The following is a 19,417-nucleotide window of genomic DNA, read 5'->3' as shown; positions in this document are numbered from 1 at the left end:
ATATGAACTTTAACCTGTCTGAATGGGCCTTAAAGAATAAAGGTCTGGTACTGTATTTCATGATCCTGCTCGGTTTGGTGGGTATCGTGTCCTATTCCAAACTGTCACAAAGTGAGGACCCGCCGTTTACCTTTAAGGTGATGGTAATCCAGACCTATTGGCCGGGTGCCAGTGCCAAGGAGGTGTCCTTACAGGTCACCGACCGGATTGAAAAAGAGTTAATGACTACCGGACAGTATGACCGGATCATGGCCTATTCCCGTCCGGGGGAATCCATGGTGACTTTTATTGCCAAGGATTCTTTGGCTTCCAAGGATGTCGCGGATGTCTGGTATAACGTCCGTAAGAAAATCAATGATATTCGGCATGAATTGCCGCAAGGCGTACAAGGTCCATTCTTCAATGATGAGTTTGGTGATACCTTTGGTAACATCTATGTCATCAAGGGTAATGACTTCGATTATGCCACGCTTAAAGAATATGCCGACCGTTTGCAGTTACAATTGCAACGGGTCAAGGATGTTGCCAAAGTTGAACTGATTGGACTCCAAGACCAGAAAATCTGGATCGAAATCTCCAACACCAAAGCTACCCAGCTCGGTATTCCGGTCACTGCCATTCAGCAGGCACTGCAGCAGCAAAATGCCATGACTCAGGCGGGCTTTTTTGAAACCGGTTCTGACCGGATTCAGGTACGGGTGAGTGGTGCGCTGAATAATGTCGAAGAACTGCAGCAGCTACCTTTACTGGTGAATGGCAAGACCATCCAGCTTGGCGATGTGGCGGAGGTTTATCGCGGCTTTACTGATCCAGCACAACCGCGTATGCGCTTTATGGGCGAAAATGGCATCGGTATTGCCGTATCGATGCGTAAAGGCGGCGACATCATTGCCTTGGGTAAAAATCTGGAACAGGAATTTGCCCGGTTGCAGAAAACTTTGCCTCTGGGGATGGATCTGCAAAAAGTATCCGACCAGCCAGTGGCGGTGAAACGCAGTATTAATGAATTTATGAAAGTTCTGGCCGAGGCCGTGATTATTGTTCTCTTGGTCAGTTTTTTCTCACTCGGTTTCCGTACCGGTCTGGTGGTGGCCTTCTCGATTCCACTGGTACTGGCGATGACCTTTGCCGGGATGCAATTATTTGATGTTGGCCTGCATAAAATTTCTCTGGGCGCCCTGATTCTGGCACTTGGCCTGTTGGTAGATGACGCGATCATTGCCATTGAAATGATGGCAATCAAAATGGAGCAGGGCTTTAGCCGCTTACAGGCGGCCGGTCATGCCTGGCGGACGACTGCTTTTCCAATGCTGACCGGAACCCTGATTACTGCTGCCGGTTTCCTGCCGATTGCGACAGCAGCGTCGAGTACCGGGGAATATACCCGCTCGATTTTCCAGGTGGTGACGCTGGCGCTATTAGTATCTTGGATTGCCGCAGTTCTGTTTGTGCCTTATCTGGGTGACAAACTCCTGCCAGATTTCAATAAGGATCTGGTGCAGAGAGCGCCATGGTATCAGCGTCTCTGGGCGCGTTTACGCAAACGCCCTGAACCGGAGCCGCTGGTGCATCATGCCGGTGAACATCATGATCCTTATCAAACCAAGTTCTATCAGAGCTTTCGCCGTTGGGTGAATATCTGTGTCACCTACCGTAAAACGGTCATCGCGGCGACTGTCGGGATTTTTGTGCTATCCATTTTGATGTTTAATCTGGTGCCAAAACAATTCTTCCCGCCATCGAACCGTGCCGAAATTCTGGTAGATCTGAAACTGGAAGAGGGTGCTTCATTAAAAGCGACTGAAGCGGCAGTAAAAAAAGTTGAAAACTTCCTGTCCAAACAGGAGGGGATTGATAACTATGTGGTCTATGTCGGTACCGGTTCCCCACGTTTCTATTTGCCATTAGACCAGCAATTGCCGCAAGCCAGCTTTGCCCAGTTTGTGGTCTTGGCTTCATCACTTGAAGACCGCAATGAAATCCGTAAATCCTTAAGTGACCAGATTCGGGTACTGTTACCAGAAGCCCGTACCCGGGTATCTCTACTGGAAAATGGCCCACCCGTCGGTTATCCATTGCAGTTCCGCGTATCGGGTGAAGACCTGGGATTAGTCCGTCAATGGGCACAGAAAGTTGCAGCAACGGTCGGAAATAATCCGAATACCACCAATGTGCATCTGGACTGGGGCGAGCCAAGTAAAGTGATTAAACTGGATATCGATCAGGACCGCGCCCGTCAGCTTGGCGTGAGTAGTAGCGATTTGGCCAGTTTTCTAAATAGTTCAATTTCTGGAACTGCGATTGATCAATACCGTGAAAAACGTGAACTGATTGAAATCCGTTTACGGGGTGATCAAGCTGAACGTGTCGATGTTGGTTCACTGAATAGTCTGGCCGTACCAACTACAAATAGGAGTTCAGTTCCTTTGGCCCAGATTGCCAAGATCGAATATAGCTTTGAAGAAGGCCTGATCTGGCATCGGAATCGCTTACCGACCATTACCATACGGGCCGATATCCGGACGCAACTGCAACCGGCAACCGTGGTGAATGAGTTGAAAGATCAACTTGAGCAGCTCAGAGCAGAAATGCCAAGTGGCTATCTGATTGAAGTAGGTGGAACAGTCGAAGAATCTGCGCGAGGGCAGAATTCAGTGAATGCGGGTATGCCATTGTTCCTGGCAGTGGTGATGACTTTGCTGATGATTCAGCTTAGAAGTATTTCACGTGCCTTTATTGTCTTCCTGACGGCGCCATTGGGCATTATTGGCGTGGTCTTATTCCTGTTAATTTTCAATAAACCTTTTGGTTTTGTTGCCATGCTGGGCACAATTGCTTTGTCAGGCATGATCATGCGTAACTCATTGATTCTCATTGACCAGATTGAACAGGATATTCAGGCAGGTGAATCGCAATGGAATGCCATTATCAATGCCACAGTGCGCCGTTGCCGTCCGATTGTCCTGACTGCACTGGCTGCCGTTCTGGCCATGATTCCTTTATCCAGAAGCATCTTCTTCGGACCAATGGCGGTTGCCATTATGGGAGGATTAATCGTTGCAACGCTATTAACACTGTTTTTCCTGCCAGCCTTATATGCACAATGGTTTAAAGTGAAAAAAGTTTAAATTCTGTTTAAATTTGTCATAATTTCAGGTGCGAAATATTGAAAATTTCAATATAGTAGTACCTGATTTTTTAATAATTCAAAAAAGACATACTGCTGCGGAACTCGCTTGTGCTGGGCCGTACACTAAGGTTGATTAAACATGACTCAAGACACACTCATCAAGATGCGACGTTCCGTGGCGATGGCTTATGTCTTCATGTTTTTTGCCTTATTTACAGTAGTGAGCGGCATATTCGCCTATTGGTATGCACGTAAAATTACCCAGATCGATTATGCTGAAGTCTGGCTGCAGGCACAGGCACTCTGGATCATGCGCAATATTGTAATTTATTCGGTACTCGCCATTTTTGCAGCGCTTTGGTTCATTCCATTATTTTTCTTTGCCTGGGATAGCCAGCTTTGGGTGAAAGCCTGCACAGTCGCAGGTGTGGTATTCAGCTTTATTGCTATTATTTTCCTCATTAATGCCTGGTTCAAAGGTATCTTCAAATTTTCTCAAAACAAAGCCGTATTCTAAGCTTTCAATTTTTTTCAGAATTCCCCTTGTAAAGCTGGGTTTAACCCCAATTTTAGACCACAGTCAATATTAAATAGAATTCCGTGAGGAGCATCGCCAGATATGGCTAAACGTGATTATTATGAGGTTTTGGGCGTCTCTAAAACCGCTAGTGATGATGAAATTAAAAAAGCCTACCGTAAGTTGGCGATGAAATATCATCCAGACCGTAACCCGGACAATTCTGAAGCTGAAGAGAAGTTTAAAGAAGCTTCAGAAGCGTATGAAGTTCTGTCAGACAGCGAAAAACGCAGCATGTACGACCGTATGGGCCATCAAGCCTTTGAAGGTGGTATGGGCGGTGGTGCTGGTGGCTTCGGTGGTTTCAGTGCGGAAGATATTTTCAGCCAGTTTGGGGATATTTTCGGTGGAGCCTTTGGTGGGGGAGGCCGTGGCCAGCAACGTCAACGCCGTGGTTCAGACTTACGCTATGTGATGGAATTGACGCTTGAAGAAGCAGTCAAAGGCGTTAAGAAAACCATTACTTTTACTGCACCAGCACCATGTGACGCCTGTGATGGTAAAGGTTCTAAAAATCCGAACGATGTTGAAACCTGTCCAACCTGTCATGGTGCCGGCCAGGTACGTATGCAGCAAGGTTTCTTCTCGGTACAGCAAACCTGTAGTACCTGTCGTGGCCAGGGCAAGATCATTAAGAATCCATGTAATAAATGTCATGGTTCAGGTGTATCTGACCGTCAGCAAACTTTGGAAGTTACTATTCCAGCCGGTGTGGACAATGGCGACCGCGTACGTTTGACTGGTAAAGGTGAAGCGATCCGTGATGGCCAATCAGGTGATCTATACGTTGAAGTCGTGGTACGTGAACACGAAATCTTCCAGCGTGATGGCGCAGATCTGTATATGGATGTGCCGATTTCAATTGCGGATGCGGCTTTGGGTAAAGAAGTTCAGATTCCGACACTAGATGGTCGTGTCAGCCTGAAAATTCCTGAAGGTACGCAAACTGGTAAACTGTTCCGCCTACGTGGTAAGGGCGTGAAACCAGTACGTTCAACCATGCAAGGTGATCTGCTTTGCCGTGTTGTGGTAGAAACACCGGTGAACCTGACTGCGCGTCAACGTGAACTGTTGAAAGAATTGCAAGCGACCATGGAAGATGAGGGCAGCCAGTCTTCTCCAAAGAAAAAATCTTTCTTTGATCGGTTGTTTGACTGATCTGGATAGATAAAAAAGGACGCTCAGGCGTCTTTTTTTATGGCTTAAATTCGGGAAAGGCGTATGAGTTAATTATTAGATAGAAATGATAAGAAAATTATTCTTTTAATAGTATTAGCTTTTTAAGAAGGATTTATATCCCTCACGCAGAGAAATATAAATCCTATCATATTATTGCGCTTCAGTGGCTTGAGCTTCTGATGCTGGAGCCTCACTTGCAGGTGCTTCAGCAGCTTGAACTTCAGATGCAGCTGTTTCAGTTGCAGCAGGAGCTGTTTGTGCTACTTCTTCAGCAGCAAAAGTTTGTGATGCAGCAATTAACGCTACCCCGGCAAAAGTTAATTGAACTAATTTCATATAAATTTCCTTGTATTAAAAATAGTGTACTACTCAGTACACTTGGCAAAAATGTTGACATAAAATGTAGATATTGATGTTTTTTGTGTGTACTTATGTTTACTAATGTAATTTTATGTTATTTAAATAATTGAAATATAAGATTAATCATTAATCTCATAAAATTGAGCAAGTGGCAAAATATATAAGAAAATGGATTTTTTAATGTGATGTATGTCACATATTTTCATATCTAAAGGATGAATTTAATTTAAATTCTAAAAGAAAAACCCCAGCATCCTGCCGGGGTTTTTCGTATGGGTTCGCTCGGTATAACTCCTGTCGTACCTTACTGTCCTTGTGCTGATCTATCTCCAAGTGAAAGAGGACTCCACCCGTCAGTCAGGGTGGAGGTGAATTTCACAAATTTCAACCTTGTTGATTCTGAATATATTGTTTGATTATTTCCAAAGGCGCACCACCACAAGACCCTGCAAAATATGATCTTGACCATAAAACAGGTTTTGTATAATTCCCTCTCAAGTCTAAAAACTCATTTCGCATTCTTCTACTTGTTACAGACTTTAAATTATTAACCAATTTGCTTAACTGTACCGTTGGTGGATACTGAATAAGCATGTGAACATGGTCGGATTCACCATTACATTCCTTTAATTCAGCATCAAAATCTTTACATATTTCAGCTACACACTCATTAAAATATTTATGATGCAACTCACCTAGTATTTTTTTTCGATATTTCGTTATAAAAACTAAATGAACATGAAGATTAAAGGCTGAATGTCGGTTTTTATATATCTCACTCATTGAAAACTTATACCTAGAATGTTAAAATCAGCACCATATTAACAGATGCACACTCATTAATGAAAATCAACAAAGCTTATAAATTTAGGCTTGAGCCTAATGTCGAGCAAGAGGTTATTTTAAATAATCTTGTTGGCTCTGCACGCTTTGTTTGGAATCAAATATTAGCAATTTCATTTGAAATGTTTGCTCAAAATGAACACATTAATGCGGTGAATCTAGTAAAAAAGATAACAGCACTGAAAAAGAATCCTCAGTTTAGCTTTTTAGATGGAAATTCAAATGCTGTGTCACTTCAACAAAAAGTTCGTGATCTTGCATCAGCATGGGGGAAGTTTTTTAACCCTAAAGAACATACTCGACTAAAAGAAAAAAAGCGCAAACCTAAGAAACCTAAATTTTTTAAATTGGCTGATGGCACTGAGGTTCAGTTGCGCCCACTTATGCCTAGATTTAAGAAAAAATCAGACGGTTATGATTCCATTCGCCTTGTACAATTCGATAAATACTGTTGGGTTAAAGGAAATAAACTGAAACTCCCTAATGGCGTAGGTGTTATTAAATTCAGGAAGTCGCAAGAGATTCTAGGCACAATAAAAAATGTGACGATCAGTAAGGTGTCAGGACGTTGGTACGTTTCATTCTGTACTGAAACAGAACTTACTGAAATGCCGATCCACCCATCAAAATCAGCGATTGGTGTTGATCTTGGTGTTAAGAAATTAATCACCACCTCAAATGGTCAGGTCTTTGACCCGATCAATAGCTTTAAAACCAATCAGATTAAATTAGCTAGACTTCAACGAAACAGAGAAAGAAAGTTAAATTTAGTCAAAATTGGAAAAAACTGAATTTTAAAATCAATAAACTACATCATCATATTGCCAATATTCGTCATGACTACTTGCAAAAAATCACTACAACGCTTAGCAAAAACCACGCAATGATTGCTGTTGAGGATTTAAAAGTAGCAAATATGTCGAAGTCAGCAAGTGGCACAGTCGAAAATCAAGGAAAGAATGTAAAAGCTAAGTCAGGCTTAAACAAATCAATCCTAGATCAAGGTTGGGGCATGCTCATTGGTATGTTGGAATACAAGCAAGAATGGCGAGGTGGATTACTTGTAAAAGTTGATCCGAAGTACACAAGTCAAACCTGCTGTGAATGTGGTCATGTAGCAAAAGAAAACCGACAAACTCAAGCTAAATTTGAGTGTGTCGGATGCGGTTATGTTGCGAATGCGGATTTAAACGCATCTCGTAATATATTGTCGGCAGGACATGCCGTTTTGTCTGTGGAGGGTGGATGCGGTAAAGGTCGCCCTAAGAAGCAGAAAGCAAGCGAAATCCGTGAGGAAGTCGCCTAAGAGCTTTGCTTTTAGAATCCCCCACTTGAGTGAAAACGAAAATGGTGGGAGTATGTCAATTGTGAAGATTATAAAAAAGCGATTGTGTTGATCTTTAAAGAACGTGGATATACCAGCTTAGAAGGTGGTCAACTACTTGATGCTTAATCCTTAAACATTCCTAAATTTAAAAAAGTATGGATTTATCCTTTCATTTACCAAAGCAATCCATGGTGTTTCATCGAAAATAATACCATGCGCTAAAGGCATATGCTTCAGTACGCGATGATGGGTATTTAGTTCAATAATATCAGTGGGACTTATATTGCTGAGGCGGTCAAACTAGGGTTTCAATATATTTTCCTTAAATGCAAATGATCTGAATATGAAAAATCAAGAGCATACATATTATGGAAAAATATTTTTATCTTATTAAATTCAATTATTTATAATTAAAATTTAATTCTTATTAACTAGAATTCTTCTTTAAATGAGTTTATCTCTGACTAAGCATTTAATCATTATTCCTCTAATGGAATTATTTTTCTTTTTACTCGTCCATAAACTATTGTTTATATCGACTGCATATCAAAATCCCTCATGACCTTCTTTAATTCTTTTCATTGATTTTTATGCGATCAATCTTAGTGTTATGAGCGAGTTTTGCTATAGTAAGAGCAATTTCGAATCAACATCAGGACTATATTATGTCAGCGACACCACGCATTGGGATTTTAGGTGCAGGCGGCCGTATGGGACGCATCCTTATTCAGGCGGTGAAAGAAGCCGGTTACCAATTGGCAGCAGCTGTTGAGCGCCCTGAAAGCTCATTGATTGGAGCAGATGCCGGTGAACTGGCTGGTGTAGGGAGCTTGGGTGTAAAGGTTGTCGGCCATCTTGAAGAAGTAGTTAAAGACTGTGACGTAGTGATCGACTTTACTGCGCCTGCTGCGACGGTGAATCATCTTAAAATCTGCCGTGAAAATGGTGTTGCGATCGTGATTGGTACTACTGGTATGAATGACGAACAAAAAGCTTATCTGGATGAATCTGCAAAAGAAACTTCAGTGGTCTATGCAGCGAACTATTCGGTTGGTGTGAACGTTTCGATCAAACTGCTAGAACTTGCCTCTAAAGTCTTTGGTGATACGGTCGATATTGAAGTGATCGAAGCACATCACCGCCATAAAGTGGATGCGCCATCAGGTACAGCTCTCATGATGGGTGAAGCGATTGCTGGAGCACTGGGTCGTGATCTGAAAAAAGATGCGGTATATCACCGTGAAGGACATACGGGTCCACGTGAACGTAAAAGCATTGGTTTTCAGACTATTCGTGGCGGTGATATCGTCGGTGAACATACTGCAATGTTTATTGGGGAAGGCGAACGCGTTGAAATTACACATAAAGCTACCAACCGTATGAACTTTGCAGCCGGTGCCGTACGTGCAGCAGCTTGGGTCGTTGGTCGTGATGCACGTAAATATGACATGAAGGACGTACTTGGTTTTAACGATATTCAAGTATAAATTTTCGTCAAAATCCTATATAAAAATAACTTAAAACTAAAATAAGATGACAATGGAATGAAGAAATTAATATTAATGGCGTGTGCTGTAGCCTTTGCCGCTACAGCACAGTCGACCTCTGTGCAGAATGCCAAACTCAGCATTAATAAAAATAATATTAAAGTCTGGACCTATCAGGATGAGCGGAATCCCGTTTTTCTCTATAAAGCCGAAACCACCTACAATGTCCCGATTGAGAATGCCGTTTCTCTGATTCTGGATGTTGATCATGCAGTGAAATGGGTGCCTTATATGGGCAGTATCAAGGTACTGTCGCGTGATGATAAAAAAGGTGATTTTACCCTGTATATGGTGCTGGATTTTCCATTCCCTTTAAAAGATCGTGATCTGATTGTGCAGGGTAAAATGATCAAGGATGCAAATGGTCAGATCACCATTAAGAATAAAGCGATTCAGACTGGGTATGCCCTAAATCCGAATTATGTACGTTTGACTGATTATCAGGGAGACTGGACTTTCCAGAAACTGGCCAATAACAAGGTCAAGGTATCGACTTATGGCTATGCCAATCCTGAAGGTTCAATTCCTTTAACCTTTGTGAATATGTTTGTGCAGCAGCAGCCTTATCAGATGCTGCAAAAGATGAAAACCGAACTGGCTAAACCTGTGATAACGCCTGTGTTACCCGAAGCTTTACGTTAAATAACCAATAAAAAAAGTCCGCATTAGGCGGACTTTTTTTGAAAGAAGTTTTAAGGGCATTGCTGCGTAGTCATATCTTGCTGTGGAACCAGTTTCATTTGAATTAAAACTAAAAGCAAAGCAACAGCACTGAGCCCAGCACCAGCAAATGAAACCGCACTATAGCTAAGTCCCAGATTCAGCACACTGGCACCCGCAATAGCACCCAAAGCATTCCCGAGGTTAAAGGCACCAATATTTACCGAAGAAGCCAGTCCAGGCGCATCATAAGCTACAGACATGACTCGCATCTGTAAAGGTGGAACTACGGCAAAGGCAGCGGCACCCCAGATGATTAATGCCAGACCTGCGCCAACAGCTGTGCTTGCCAGAATCGGAAAGAGCAGCATCATCAGCATGAGCAAGATTAAAAAGCCAATCAGGGTTTTATCTAAGGATAGATCTGCAAACTTGCCACCCAAATGATTACCAATCGAGAAACCTACCCCGATCAACACCAGCATTAAAGTAATCAATGCCGGTGAGGCTTTAGTAAAGCTTTGCAGACTTGGCGCAATATAAGTATAAAGAGCAAACATGGCTCCCGCACTCATTACGGTGGTCAATAAAGCTAAAACAACAGGCAGGCGAGTCAGGACTTGCAGCTCCTGCTTTACATCCGGTTTCTGACTGCTTTGGCCTTCTGGCAAGGCTTTCCATAGGGAGAACATGGTCAACAAACCAAGCAGGGAAATACCTAGAAAAGCCATACGCCAACCAATGTGTTGTCCTATCCAGGTTGCCAGTGGCACCCCGCCAATATTGGCAATGGTCAGGCCCATAAACATCATGGCCACGGCACTGGCCTGTTTATCTTTTGGAACGACACTGGCCGCGACAACCGAACCAATTCCGAAGAAAGCACCATGGTTCAGACTGGTGATGATGCGTGCCCCCATCAGCCCCAGATAATTAGGCGCTAATGTCGCCAGAATATTGCCAATCGTAAAAATCGCCATCAATAAAATGAGAGACTTACGTTTGGAATAACGGCTTAACCAGAGGGTCATTAGCGGTGCACCCAGCATTACCCCTAAGGCATAGGCACTGATTAGCATCCCGGCACGAGGAATAGAAATTTCCAGATCGCGGGCGATTTCTGGCAGAAAACCCATAGGAGAAAATTCAGTGGTACCAATTGCAAAGGCGCCAACCGCCAGTGCAAGCAAAGGAAAATTAATTTTCATGGTTTCTGCTTAGTCCCAGATAGGTGCAAGCTGGTCCGGATCGACTTCGCGCCCATTACACTCCAGGGTGCTGATCAAGGCCATTTCTTCCTGGGTCAGCTGTATCTCCTGCGCTGCCAGATTGGCAAGCAGATGTTCACGTTTGGTTGAAGATGGAATCACAGCAAAGCCTTTTTGTAAGGCCCAAGCCAGTGCAATTTGTGCAGTCGAAGCCTGATGCTGGGCAGCAATCCCTTGCAGGACAGGATCATTCAGCACTTTGCCATAAGCCAGTGTCATATAAGAGGTGACATCAATCTTCTGAGATTGTAAGAAATTCACCAGACGCTGATTTTGTAAATAAGGACTGAGTTCAATCTGGTTGGTGGCGATATGCTCCAGACCAATCGTATCAATCGCTTGTTGGGTCAGCTCAATATTGAAATTGGACACACCAATATGCTCAGTCAGACCTTGCTGTTTGGCTTCTAATAAAGTCTGTATTAGCTCAGGAATTTGAACGCCTAAACGAGGTGCAGGCCAGTGAATGAGCGTCAGATTGACTGCATCGGTACGCAATTTATGCAGACTCTCTTTGAGGCTTGGAATTAATTTGTCTGGTGCGTAATGATCTGTCCAGATTTTGGTAGTAATAAACAGCTCGTTACGATTAACTTGGCTTTCTGCAATAGCCTGACCCACTTCCGCTTCATTGGCATAAATCTGTGCCGTATCTACAGCGCGATAACCGACTTCCAATGCTGTTTTGACTGAATCAATGACGGTCTGTCCAGACAGGCGAAAGGTACCGACACCAAATTGAGGAACAATATTCATAGCTTTAATCTTTAAGTATTTTCGATGTTAAGTATTGTGTGCTTTTTATTGTTGCGAAAAAATAGCTGAATTTGCAAAATATTATTGACCGAAAATCAACAAAAGAGTGACAAATGAAATCAACGATTGAAGAATTACAGGCTTTTGTCACCATTGTGGATAGTGGTTCTATCGTCATGGCGGCAGAACGTTTGGGACAAACCACTTCGGGTGTCAGTCGGGCGCTGCAACGTCTGGAAAATAAATTAAATGTCACTCTTTTAGAAAGAACCACACGTAAACTCAAACTGACTCAAGAGGGCCAGCTATTTCTAGAAAAGGCACGCAAAATTCTCAATGATCTGGCAGAAGCTGAAGATGCTTTACTGAAATCAGATAGTGATACGTCAGGATTGATTCGGGTGGATTCAGCGACGCCTTTTGTGCTGCATGTAATCGTGCCGCTAATTCAGGAATTTATGCAGCGCTATCCCCAGATTGAAATTGAACTGAATAATCATGATCAGGTGATTGATCTGCTGGAACATAAAACCGATGTCGCGATCCGTTTTGGAGAACTGCATGATTCCAGTCTGCATGCCAGATTATTATGCCGCAGCCGTTTGTATATTGTGGCTAGCCCTGAATATTTACAGCAAAAGGGCAGACCGCAATCAGTGGCAGATCTATCGGAGCATACTTTACTGGGATTTAGTCAGCCTACGCATTTGAACACCTGGCCGGTACGGCTAAATGGCGAACCTATCACTGTAAAGCCAAAGATTAGAGCACCCAATGGGGAAACGGTTCGTCAATTGGCTTTATATGGGGTGGGTATTACTTGTCTGTCACGCTTTCTGGTCGAGGACGACTTACAGGCGGGTCGTTTAGAGGCGCTATTTGAAGAGCAGATTGAGCTGCATTATCAAAAAATTCATGCGGTCTATTACCGTCAGGAGCATTTGCCTAAACGGGTATATCTATTTATTGAATTTCTGGCTCAGAAGCTGGCTAAATATTTATAAACCAATTATTTGCAAATACAGCCATAAAAAAATCTGCCCTAACATGCTACTAGGGCAGATCTAGATTTACTGATGATTGGTACAAATTAGAAATCGGCTTTCAGTACGATCCGGTAACGGGCTTTGCCTGAGTGCAGACGTTCAATCGCAGTATTAATTTCCGACATTGGGAATAACTCAATTTGTGGCGCAATATTTTTACGTGCCGCAAATTTCAATAACTGACGTAAAGCTGCTGGTGAACCTGTTGGCGAGCCAGTCACTGATTTAGCACCACCAATCAGTGAACCTGCAGAAATTTGCATGGGTTCCAGTGGTAAGCCCAGCATATGTACAGTGCCATTTGGTGCCAGTGTTGATAAATAAGCCTGCCAGTCCAATGTAACATTCACAGTACTCATTAATAGGTCAAATTTACCACGAAGCAGTTTAAGCGCTGCTGGGTCACGACTATTTACTACATGGTCTGCACCCATGGCTTTTAGTTCATCAGTTTTATCCAGATTTGAAGTAAAGGCGGTAATTTCACAACCCCAAGCTTTCAGCAGCTTGATCGCTATATGTCCCAAACCGCCAATACCAATGACACCAACGTGGTGAATAGCCTGAATCTGATGTTTCAGAATCGGATCAAATACGGTAATCCCGCCACAGAGCAGGGGACCGGCACTTTCCGGGTCCAGATCTTCAGGTAAGGGAATTGTCCATTGCCAGCCAGCACGGACTTTATCCGCAAAACCGCCTGCATGGCCGACAATGGTTGCAACCTGACCACCAGTACACAATACTTGCTGACCTGAAATACAGGAATCACAATGTTGGCAGCTTTCCGCAGTCCAGCCAATACCGACACGCTGACCTACTTTTAGGCCTTTGGCTTCAGAACCCAGTTGCGTAATGGTGCCGATGACTTCATGTCCGGCCACCACAGGATATACTGAAGACCCCCAGTCATTATTGAGTACTGAAATATCAGAATGACATAGGCCGCAGTATTCAACTTTCACTTCGACCTGATGCGGGTGAAGTTCACCCGCATCAAATTGATAAGGTTCCAGGGCGGCACCCGCAGACATTGCGGCGTAAGCGTGAATAGTATTATTGGACATAGATTCAGCTCTTATTTGAATGGGAGGATATTGTTTTAAAGTGACAGTGATTTTCATGGTCATCGACCATGCCGACTGCCTGCATAAAGGCATAACAGATCGTAGGACCGACAAACTTAAAGCCTGCTTTTTTTAAGGCTTTGGACATGTTCTGGCTTTCAATGGTTTGTGCCGGAGCCTGGCGATAATCTGCCACATCATTATTCAATCGGGGCTGCTGGGCAAAGGACCATAACCATGTGACCACATCAATCTCTTGAGATTTAAGCTGTTGCCAGGCCCGGGCATTATCGCGAATTGCAGTCAGTTTACCAATATGCCGGATTAGACTAGCATCTTGCAGTTTTGCGGTGAGTTGCTCATCTGTAAAAGAAGCAATCGTTTCAATAGAATATTGAAAGAAATGTTTGCGATAAGATTCACGTTTTCTGAGTACGGTAATCCAGGCTAAACCGGCCTGCTGACCTTCCAGACACAGCATTTCAAACAGGCGTTTTTCATCATGCAGCGCCTGTCCCCATTCCTGATCATGGTAGGTAGTATAGAGGGGATCATCAGAGCACCAGCCACAGCGTTGGATCGTCAAGGGATGCTCCTTTTGATTATCTTATAATTTAAATGTCGTCCACTGATCTTGCTGATTATCCCAGTAGGACAGTTCTGCCTGCTGCAGATCACTGAACTGGATCCACATATCCTTACCACTTTTGTCGGCATAACCGGTACTGATCAGAAGCGCCTCTTCAGTAATTTCCATGATCCAGCCCTGATAGGTCTGGCCATTGAGCACGATTTTCTGTTGATTGCCTGATTCTGCAAATTCGACCAGACGGTTGATCAACGCTTCTGACATGTAAACTTCCTAAAATTAACGTAAATATGGATAAGGGTTAACGACACCACGGCCCTTACCATTTAAATAGAGACCATAATGCAGATGTGGCGCGGTATGGCGGGCATTGCCAGTATTACCGACATAACCAATGACATCGCCCTTTTTGACATAGTTACCGACTTTCAGGCCACGCTTATGACCATCCAGATGTGCATAATAATGCCAAGTGCCGCCTGGACCCAGAATCCAGACTACTTTACCACCCAAATTGTTATTCCGTAAATCTGCGATCAGACCGGGCGTCGCACTACGAACCTTGGTTCCACGTGGAACCAGAATATCAATGCCCTCATGCAAACGGCCGCTACTACGCGAAGCTCCCCAAGTATCTTTCAATTCACGAGCCTGGACCCGATCTACCGGAATCGGCAGAGAAGAGGGCATACGCATATGATTCAGTTTTTTGACCAATGCCGGATTAAGCTGAACCGCAGAAGGATGTTTCGGTGCGCTACTACACGCCACCAGAAATAACATCACCAGAGAAAGCCCGACAAACGCAAGAGAATGGCGCAAAATATTTATCCTTAAATGAGGCCAGTTGATTCTTCTTGTTCCAGACTATGTCATAAATTTACGGTAGAAATCAATTTTTTCATGGCGGTTGGAATACCTGCATTGACTGCAGTTTCCGGGTTCATCCAGAAGCCCTGTAACTCAATCGCCAGATGTTTCTGCTGATTTTCATCGACTGCAAAAACCATGGCTTCAAGCTGCCAGGTAAAATGGGTAAAACTGTGGCTGATCAGGGTCTTTTGTACGAGATTTTTCAGACCCAGTTGCTGGCACAGTTGTTCAAATGCATGAGTGTCTTCAATAATTGGCAGACACCAAAGCCCACCCCAAAGACCACTATTAGGACGTTGCTGCCATAGCCATTCATCACCTGATTGGATCAACAGCACTTGAGCTGCTTTGACCGGTACCGGCTTTTTGGCTTTTTTAAAGGGCAATTCATTTTCCAGACCCTGCTGATGTGCCTTGCAATGTTGCTGCATTGGGCAATACAGGCATAAAGGCTTTTTTGGAGTACAGACAGTCGCACCGAGATCCATAATCGCCTGGGTATAATCATGATTCCGATCAACCGGGCAGAGCTGTTCAGCAAGCTCCCACAAGGCACGTTCATGTACTGGTTTAGACAGATCATCTTCGATCGCAAAAAACCGTGCCAGCACCCGTTTGACGTTGCCATCCATGATTACGCCGTACTGACGTAAACCCAAAGACATCAAGGCTCCCGCGGTTGAGCGGCCAATGCCGGGCAGGGCGATCCATTCTTCCAGGCTCCTCGGGAAATGGCCCTGACTTGCCACAATACCGGCTGCCTTATGTAAATTACGGGCACGCGCATAATAGCCCAGCCCCGCCCAATAGGGCGCAACCTCATCCCAGGAAGCTGTACTGAGATCCTGTACCGTCGGAAAACGCTGAATAAACCGCTCAAAATATTGCAGCACGGTTTTGACCTGAGTCTGCTGTAGCATAATTTCAGAGACCCAGACCTTATAGGGATCATCGGCCACTTGCCACGGCAAATCATGGCGGCCATGCACATCAAACCATTCTAAAAGGGCATCTGAAAACACAAACATGAAAATAGAACAAACTGGAAAACGAGGCTTAGTATAACTGAAGAGACTCAGCTAAAAGATGAAAAGTCTGCTAAAACAGCAAGACTTAAAAAGAGTAAAAATGAATAAATGGAAGGAACAAGTGAACACTTCGAAAAGCATTCACTCAGCAAAAAATTAAATTCTTATTCTTCAATGCCCCAGCGTGCATCCAGCTTTAATACCTTGCCTTCATAACGCGGGATTATATGAATGTGTAAATGTTCTGATTTTTCCTGAAATACTTCGCCATCATTAAACCCGACATGAAAACCGGAAGGCTGATAGCGTAATTGTAATTCATTACGTGCTTGTTCAAGTAAGGACATCATGCTTTTACGTTCTTTATCTGTGATTTCAAAAAATGACGCCACATGACGTAATGGAGTAACTACATAATGTTCTTTGGACAGCGAGTTCGGTTCAGGTAACACGACAGCAAAATCATTTTTAGCCAGAATATCGTATTCGTCAAAATTACAGTACGGGCAGTTATTTTCAGTCATGATATTGGCTCCTTTCATTGAAATTTATTTTTTTCAGGTATGACCTGGCCCGATTATGAGCCAGATCAATTTATCTGTTATCAAGCGAGTTGTCGTGCCAGTAATTCATACATGGCAGCCAAGCTTTGTTTCTCTGCTTCGGGATTGTAGCCTAGATCTACACCATTGGCCTTGGCGCGCTCATCCGCAAGCGGGTTACTAAATCCATGCTTGGCATTTTCAAATACAATCACATTATGCTCGACCTTAGCCGCCTGCATCTCTTCTTTAAAGCTGGCAACATCATCCAGGCTCACCATACTGTCCTTTTCACCATGTAGGACCAGAATTTCTGCCTGTACCTGGCCTTCCTGTGCAGGTGCTTTAGGAGATAGGTTGGCATGGAAAGTAGCTACAGCTTTTAACGGTGCATTTGAGCGAGCCAGATCCAGAGCAACTTTACCACCGTAGCAGAAACCAATCGCAGCCAGTTTTTCCGGATTGACTTCATCCTGTGCCGCCAAAGTATCTAAAGCAGCTTTCGCACGGTTCACGATAATGTCCGGATCTTCGAAAGTCTGCATCATCCATTGATAGGCCTGATCAGAGCTGGTGGTTACTTTCTTGTCACCATACATATCAATTGCCAGCGCGGCATAACCATGTTCCGCCAGTTCACGGGCACGATGTTCAGTATAGTCATTGCGGCCCCACCATTCGGGTGCCACGATAACACCGGCTACAGGTGCATCAGTTTGTGGTGCGGCAAAATAACCAATCAAAGTGCTGCCATCCTGAGCAGTATATTGAATTTCGCGGGTCTTGATTGCTGCCATGCTGAAGTCCTCTATTGTTGTTGAATATTTTGATTAAACTATAAAATAGCAAAACTGCTATGAATATACATGAAAACCGCCAACTAATTCGTTTCTCATCAGTACAAAAAAAGAGAGGAAAATAATTTGCCTCTCTTTTTAATTTTTACAATTAAAGGATTTTTTATTTAATAATTTCTAGTAATTCGATATCAAAAATCAGGGTACTATTTGGTTCAATGATATCTCCCGAACCAATCTGTCCATAGGCCAAATCAGCGGGGATAAAGAAGCGGTATTTAGCACCGACTTTCATCAGCTGTAAGCCTTCTGTCCAGCCAGTAATCACTTGGGTGGTACGGAAATCAACTGGCTGCTGGCGGGCAATCGAACTGTCAAAAACGGTACCATCAATCAGGCGACCTTCATAATGGACACGGACATTACTGTTAGCGCTTGGTGATTTCCCTTTACCTTCTTTCAGTACCAGGTATTGCAGACCAGATTTGGTAGTTTTAACGCCGGGCTTTTTCGCATTTTCCTGCAAGAATGCTTTACCAGCTTTGGCATTTTCTTCAGCTTTCTGTTTAAGCACAATCAGTTCTTTGGCATCACTTTGACGTTTATACTGAGTCAGCACTTGGGTCATTTCTTCATCGCTTAAACTGGATTTTTGTCCAGCAGCGGCTGTCTTTAAGCCCTGGCTAAATGCATCTAAATCAAGATCCTTTAAAGTGTCAGCATTACTGCGACCCATCAGATAACCAAAGCTGTAGCCAATCTTCTTAGCTTCACTACTTGTATTATTAATCTCTTTAGCAAAAAGGCTGCCTGAACTGAGCAGCAAAACCATTAAACTGATTTGTATTTTCATTATCAATTCTCAAAAATAAAGGAGAGCTGGTCGCTCTCCCTATTTAGTATTATTTTACTTCGATTAATTCCACATCAAAAATCAAAGTGCTATGCGGAGGAATCGTACCAGGAACGCCCTGTTCACCATAACCCAGATTTGACGGAATATATAGAGTTGCCTTACCGCCTTCTTTCATCAGCTGCAGACCTTCAGTCCAGCCTGGAATGACTTGATTTAATGGAAATTCAATCGGTTCACCGCGTTCTACTGAACTGTCAAATACGGTGCCATCTACCAGTTTACCAGTGTAATGCACTTTCACAATTGAAGAGGCTTTTGGCTGTTTACCTGTACCTTCTTTCATGACTTGGTACTGTAAGCCGGAAGCAGTTGTTTTAATACCTGCTTTTTTCGCATTTTCAGTCAGGAAAGTATCACTTGAAGCTTGAACCTGTTTTGCGCTATCAAGCTGCTTTTGTTGCATTTCTTTCTGGAATTGCTCATAAGCTGCCTGTAATTCTTCTTCCGTATAGGCAGGTGCAGAACGCGCATGACCTTCGCGAACACCGGTCACAAAGCTGTTAATATCCAGCTCAGGTGGAGTTTGATGAGCGACTTCATAACCGAGTGCATAGCTAATTTTAGAAACAGCCGAGGCATCTTTAGATGCTTTTGTGGTTTGAGCAGCTGGGTTTTGAGTTGCATAGTAAACAGGTACTAGCGCGGCACCGCCTAAAAGAACAGCGACAGCAATCGGTAAGGCCTTACTCATGTATTATTCCAATCTAATGTTATCGTTGAGGTTCATTCCATCTTAGCAGAAAATTTTGAGAAATCTTGCAGAATGGGTGGTTTTTTAGCACGCGGACATCGCAGTTGTATTGAAGTTTAAATAGATAAAAAAACCAGCAATAGCCGGTTTTTTATTTTTTCAGATTTTAATCATTAGATCTCTTGCGAAAGTAAAAAATTGTTTATACTAGCCCCATGAAA

Annotated in this window: 19 protein-coding genes and 1 pseudogene; 7 read left to right on the top strand and 13 right to left on the bottom strand. The window is 43.5% G+C overall.

Translation table 11 applies throughout. From position 1 onward, the window contains the following. Window positions 1-2 precede the first annotated feature (2 nt). The 3 genes from B3J29_RS04575 to dnaJ all read left to right on the top strand — a co-directional run bounded on the left by B3J29_RS04575 (window position 3) and on the right by dnaJ (window position 4,865). On the top strand, window positions 3-3,128 hold the full coding sequence (locus B3J29_RS04575; RefSeq protein WP_286964495.1) for an efflux RND transporter permease subunit: 3,126 nt from the start codon (window positions 3-5) through the stop codon (window positions 3,126-3,128). Between the two features lie 141 nt (window positions 3,129-3,269). Next, on the top strand, window positions 3,270-3,647 hold the full coding sequence (locus tag B3J29_RS04570; protein WP_004780421.1) for a hypothetical protein: 378 nt from the start codon (window positions 3,270-3,272) through the stop codon (window positions 3,645-3,647). A 102-nt stretch (window positions 3,648-3,749) separates the two neighbouring features. Beyond that, window positions 3,750-4,865, top strand: a complete 1,116-nt coding sequence (dnaJ, locus tag B3J29_RS04565; RefSeq protein WP_034171547.1) for a molecular chaperone DnaJ — start codon at window positions 3,750-3,752, stop codon at window positions 4,863-4,865. A 171-nt stretch (window positions 4,866-5,036) separates the two neighbouring features. Here the strand turns inward: dnaJ and B3J29_RS04560 are convergent, their stop codons facing one another. After that, window positions 5,037-5,222: a hypothetical protein gene (locus B3J29_RS04560; RefSeq protein WP_004780424.1), complete on the bottom strand. Its 186-nt coding sequence runs from the start codon at window positions 5,220-5,222 to the stop codon at window positions 5,037-5,039. 408 nt (window positions 5,223-5,630) lie between these two features. Continuing rightward, window positions 5,631-6,029: an IS200/IS605 family transposase gene (gene tnpA / locus B3J29_RS04555; RefSeq protein ID WP_180138595.1), complete on the bottom strand. Its 399-nt coding sequence runs from the start codon at window positions 6,027-6,029 to the stop codon at window positions 5,631-5,633. A gap of 59 nt (window positions 6,030-6,088) precedes the next feature. On the opposite strand from tnpA, the pseudogene B3J29_RS04550 reads away from it, so the two are divergent. The 3 genes and pseudogenes from B3J29_RS04550 (at window position 6,089) to B3J29_RS04540 (ending at window position 9,605) form a co-directional block, all read left to right on the top strand. Then, window positions 6,089-7,395 (top strand): annotated as a pseudogene (locus tag B3J29_RS04550) (RNA-guided endonuclease InsQ/TnpB family protein). Between the two features lie 686 nt (window positions 7,396-8,081). Continuing rightward, on the top strand, window positions 8,082-8,903 hold the full coding sequence (dapB, locus tag B3J29_RS04545; protein ID WP_166135388.1) for a 4-hydroxy-tetrahydrodipicolinate reductase: 822 nt from the start codon (window positions 8,082-8,084) through the stop codon (window positions 8,901-8,903). 57 nt (window positions 8,904-8,960) lie between these two features. Then, window positions 8,961-9,605: an START domain-containing protein gene (locus B3J29_RS04540; protein ID WP_166135385.1), complete on the top strand. Its 645-nt coding sequence runs from the start codon at window positions 8,961-8,963 to the stop codon at window positions 9,603-9,605. Between the two features lie 50 nt (window positions 9,606-9,655). On the opposite strand, the gene B3J29_RS04535 is transcribed toward B3J29_RS04540, so the two are convergent. Together B3J29_RS04535 and dkgB are read right to left on the bottom strand one after the other, a co-directional pair. Continuing rightward, window positions 9,656-10,831, bottom strand: a complete 1,176-nt coding sequence (locus B3J29_RS04535; protein ID WP_180138597.1) for an MFS transporter — start codon at window positions 10,829-10,831, stop codon at window positions 9,656-9,658. A 9-nt stretch (window positions 10,832-10,840) separates the two neighbouring features. Beyond that, on the bottom strand, window positions 10,841-11,647 hold the full coding sequence (gene dkgB, locus B3J29_RS04530; protein WP_180138598.1) for a 2,5-didehydrogluconate reductase DkgB: 807 nt from the start codon (window positions 11,645-11,647) through the stop codon (window positions 10,841-10,843). 113 nt (window positions 11,648-11,760) lie between these two features. Between dkgB and B3J29_RS04525 the strand changes: the two genes are divergently transcribed. Continuing rightward, the gene (locus B3J29_RS04525; protein ID WP_175966478.1) at window positions 11,761-12,651 is read left to right on the top strand and encodes a LysR family transcriptional regulator; all 891 of its coding nucleotides are present in this window, start codon (window positions 11,761-11,763) and stop codon (window positions 12,649-12,651) included. 86 nt (window positions 12,652-12,737) lie between these two features. Here the strand turns inward: B3J29_RS04525 and ahr are convergent, their stop codons facing one another. The 9 genes from ahr to B3J29_RS04480 form a co-directional block, all read right to left on the bottom strand. After that, complete coding sequence (ahr, locus tag B3J29_RS04520) at window positions 12,738-13,760, bottom strand: NADPH-dependent aldehyde reductase Ahr (RefSeq protein ID WP_175966477.1); 1,023 nt, start codon at window positions 13,758-13,760, stop codon at window positions 12,738-12,740. A 4-nt stretch (window positions 13,761-13,764) separates the two neighbouring features. After that, window positions 13,765-14,346 carry a DNA-3-methyladenine glycosylase I gene (locus tag B3J29_RS04515; protein ID WP_175966476.1) on the bottom strand — a complete coding sequence of 194 codons (582 nt, stop codon included), beginning with the start codon at window positions 14,344-14,346 and terminating at the stop codon, window positions 13,765-13,767. Between the two features lie 21 nt (window positions 14,347-14,367). Then, complete coding sequence (locus tag B3J29_RS04510) at window positions 14,368-14,613, bottom strand: hypothetical protein (RefSeq protein WP_004780440.1); 246 nt, start codon at window positions 14,611-14,613, stop codon at window positions 14,368-14,370. Between the two features lie 15 nt (window positions 14,614-14,628). After that, window positions 14,629-15,132 carry a M23 family metallopeptidase gene (locus B3J29_RS04505; RefSeq protein ID WP_175968150.1) on the bottom strand — a complete coding sequence of 168 codons (504 nt, stop codon included), beginning with the start codon at window positions 15,130-15,132 and terminating at the stop codon, window positions 14,629-14,631. Between the two features lie 89 nt (window positions 15,133-15,221). Continuing rightward, window positions 15,222-16,250, bottom strand: coding sequence for an A/G-specific adenine glycosylase (mutY, locus tag B3J29_RS04500; RefSeq protein WP_414632195.1), 1,029 nt, complete (start codon window positions 16,248-16,250; stop codon window positions 15,222-15,224). A gap of 164 nt (window positions 16,251-16,414) precedes the next feature. Continuing rightward, window positions 16,415-16,774, bottom strand: a complete 360-nt coding sequence (locus B3J29_RS04495) for an HIT family protein (protein WP_175966475.1) — start codon at window positions 16,772-16,774, stop codon at window positions 16,415-16,417. 80 nt (window positions 16,775-16,854) lie between these two features. Next, on the bottom strand, window positions 16,855-17,589 hold the full coding sequence (locus B3J29_RS04490; protein WP_175966474.1) for a dienelactone hydrolase family protein: 735 nt from the start codon (window positions 17,587-17,589) through the stop codon (window positions 16,855-16,857). A 163-nt stretch (window positions 17,590-17,752) separates the two neighbouring features. Next, the gene (locus B3J29_RS04485) at window positions 17,753-18,442 is read right to left on the bottom strand and encodes an FKBP-type peptidyl-prolyl cis-trans isomerase (RefSeq protein ID WP_286964488.1); all 690 of its coding nucleotides are present in this window, start codon (window positions 18,440-18,442) and stop codon (window positions 17,753-17,755) included. Between the two features lie 49 nt (window positions 18,443-18,491). Next, the gene (locus B3J29_RS04480) at window positions 18,492-19,196 is read right to left on the bottom strand and encodes an FKBP-type peptidyl-prolyl cis-trans isomerase (protein ID WP_286964486.1); all 705 of its coding nucleotides are present in this window, start codon (window positions 19,194-19,196) and stop codon (window positions 18,492-18,494) included. Window positions 19,197-19,417 lie beyond the last annotated feature (221 nt).

This window comes from Acinetobacter sp. UBA5984, from assembly GCF_002429925.1.
Taxonomy (GTDB): Bacteria; Pseudomonadota; Gammaproteobacteria; order Pseudomonadales; family Moraxellaceae; genus Acinetobacter; species Acinetobacter variabilis.
Note: the sequence above shows the minus strand (reverse complement) of the source record. Positions and strands in the feature narration are given on the sequence as shown.

Bases quoted from the DNA above. Each gene is read 5' to 3' on its own strand.
- B3J29_RS04575 (WP_286964495.1), top strand. From the start codon at position 3: ATGAACTTTAACCTGTCTGAATGGGCCTTAAAGAATAAAGGTCTGGTA.
- B3J29_RS04570 (WP_004780421.1), top strand. From the start codon at position 3,270: ATGACTCAAGACACACTCATCAAGATGCGACGTTCCGTGGCGATGGCT.
- dnaJ (WP_034171547.1), top strand. From the start codon at position 3,750: ATGGCTAAACGTGATTATTATGAGGTTTTGGGCGTCTCTAAAACCGCT.
- B3J29_RS04560 (WP_004780424.1), bottom strand. From the start codon at position 5,222: ATGAAATTAGTTCAATTAACTTTTGCCGGGGTAGCGTTAATTGCTGCA.
- tnpA (WP_180138595.1), bottom strand. From the start codon at position 6,029: ATGAGTGAGATATATAAAAACCGACATTCAGCCTTTAATCTTCATGTT.
- dapB (WP_166135388.1), top strand. From the start codon at position 8,082: ATGTCAGCGACACCACGCATTGGGATTTTAGGTGCAGGCGGCCGTATG.
- B3J29_RS04540 (WP_166135385.1), top strand. From the start codon at position 8,961: ATGAAGAAATTAATATTAATGGCGTGTGCTGTAGCCTTTGCCGCTACA.
- B3J29_RS04535 (WP_180138597.1), bottom strand. From the start codon at position 10,831: ATGAAAATTAATTTTCCTTTGCTTGCACTGGCGGTTGGCGCCTTTGCA.
- dkgB (WP_180138598.1), bottom strand. From the start codon at position 11,647: ATGAATATTGTTCCTCAATTTGGTGTCGGTACCTTTCGCCTGTCTGGA.
- B3J29_RS04525 (WP_175966478.1), top strand. From the start codon at position 11,761: ATGAAATCAACGATTGAAGAATTACAGGCTTTTGTCACCATTGTGGAT.
- ahr (WP_175966477.1), bottom strand. From the start codon at position 13,760: ATGTCCAATAATACTATTCACGCTTACGCCGCAATGTCTGCGGGTGCC.
- B3J29_RS04510 (WP_004780440.1), bottom strand. From the start codon at position 14,613: ATGTCAGAAGCGTTGATCAACCGTCTGGTCGAATTTGCAGAATCAGGC.
- B3J29_RS04505 (WP_175968150.1), bottom strand. From the start codon at position 15,132: ATGTTATTTCTGGTGGCGTGTAGTAGCGCACCGAAACATCCTTCTGCG.
- mutY (WP_414632195.1), bottom strand. From the start codon at position 16,250: ATGTTTGTGTTTTCAGATGCCCTTTTAGAATGGTTTGATGTGCATGGC.
- B3J29_RS04495 (WP_175966475.1), bottom strand. From the start codon at position 16,774: ATGACTGAAAATAACTGCCCGTACTGTAATTTTGACGAATACGATATT.
- B3J29_RS04490 (WP_175966474.1), bottom strand. From the start codon at position 17,589: ATGGCAGCAATCAAGACCCGCGAAATTCAATATACTGCTCAGGATGGC.
- B3J29_RS04485 (WP_286964488.1), bottom strand. From the start codon at position 18,442: ATGAAAATACAAATCAGTTTAATGGTTTTGCTGCTCAGTTCAGGCAGC.
- B3J29_RS04480 (WP_286964486.1), bottom strand. From the start codon at position 19,196: ATGAGTAAGGCCTTACCGATTGCTGTCGCTGTTCTTTTAGGCGGTGCC.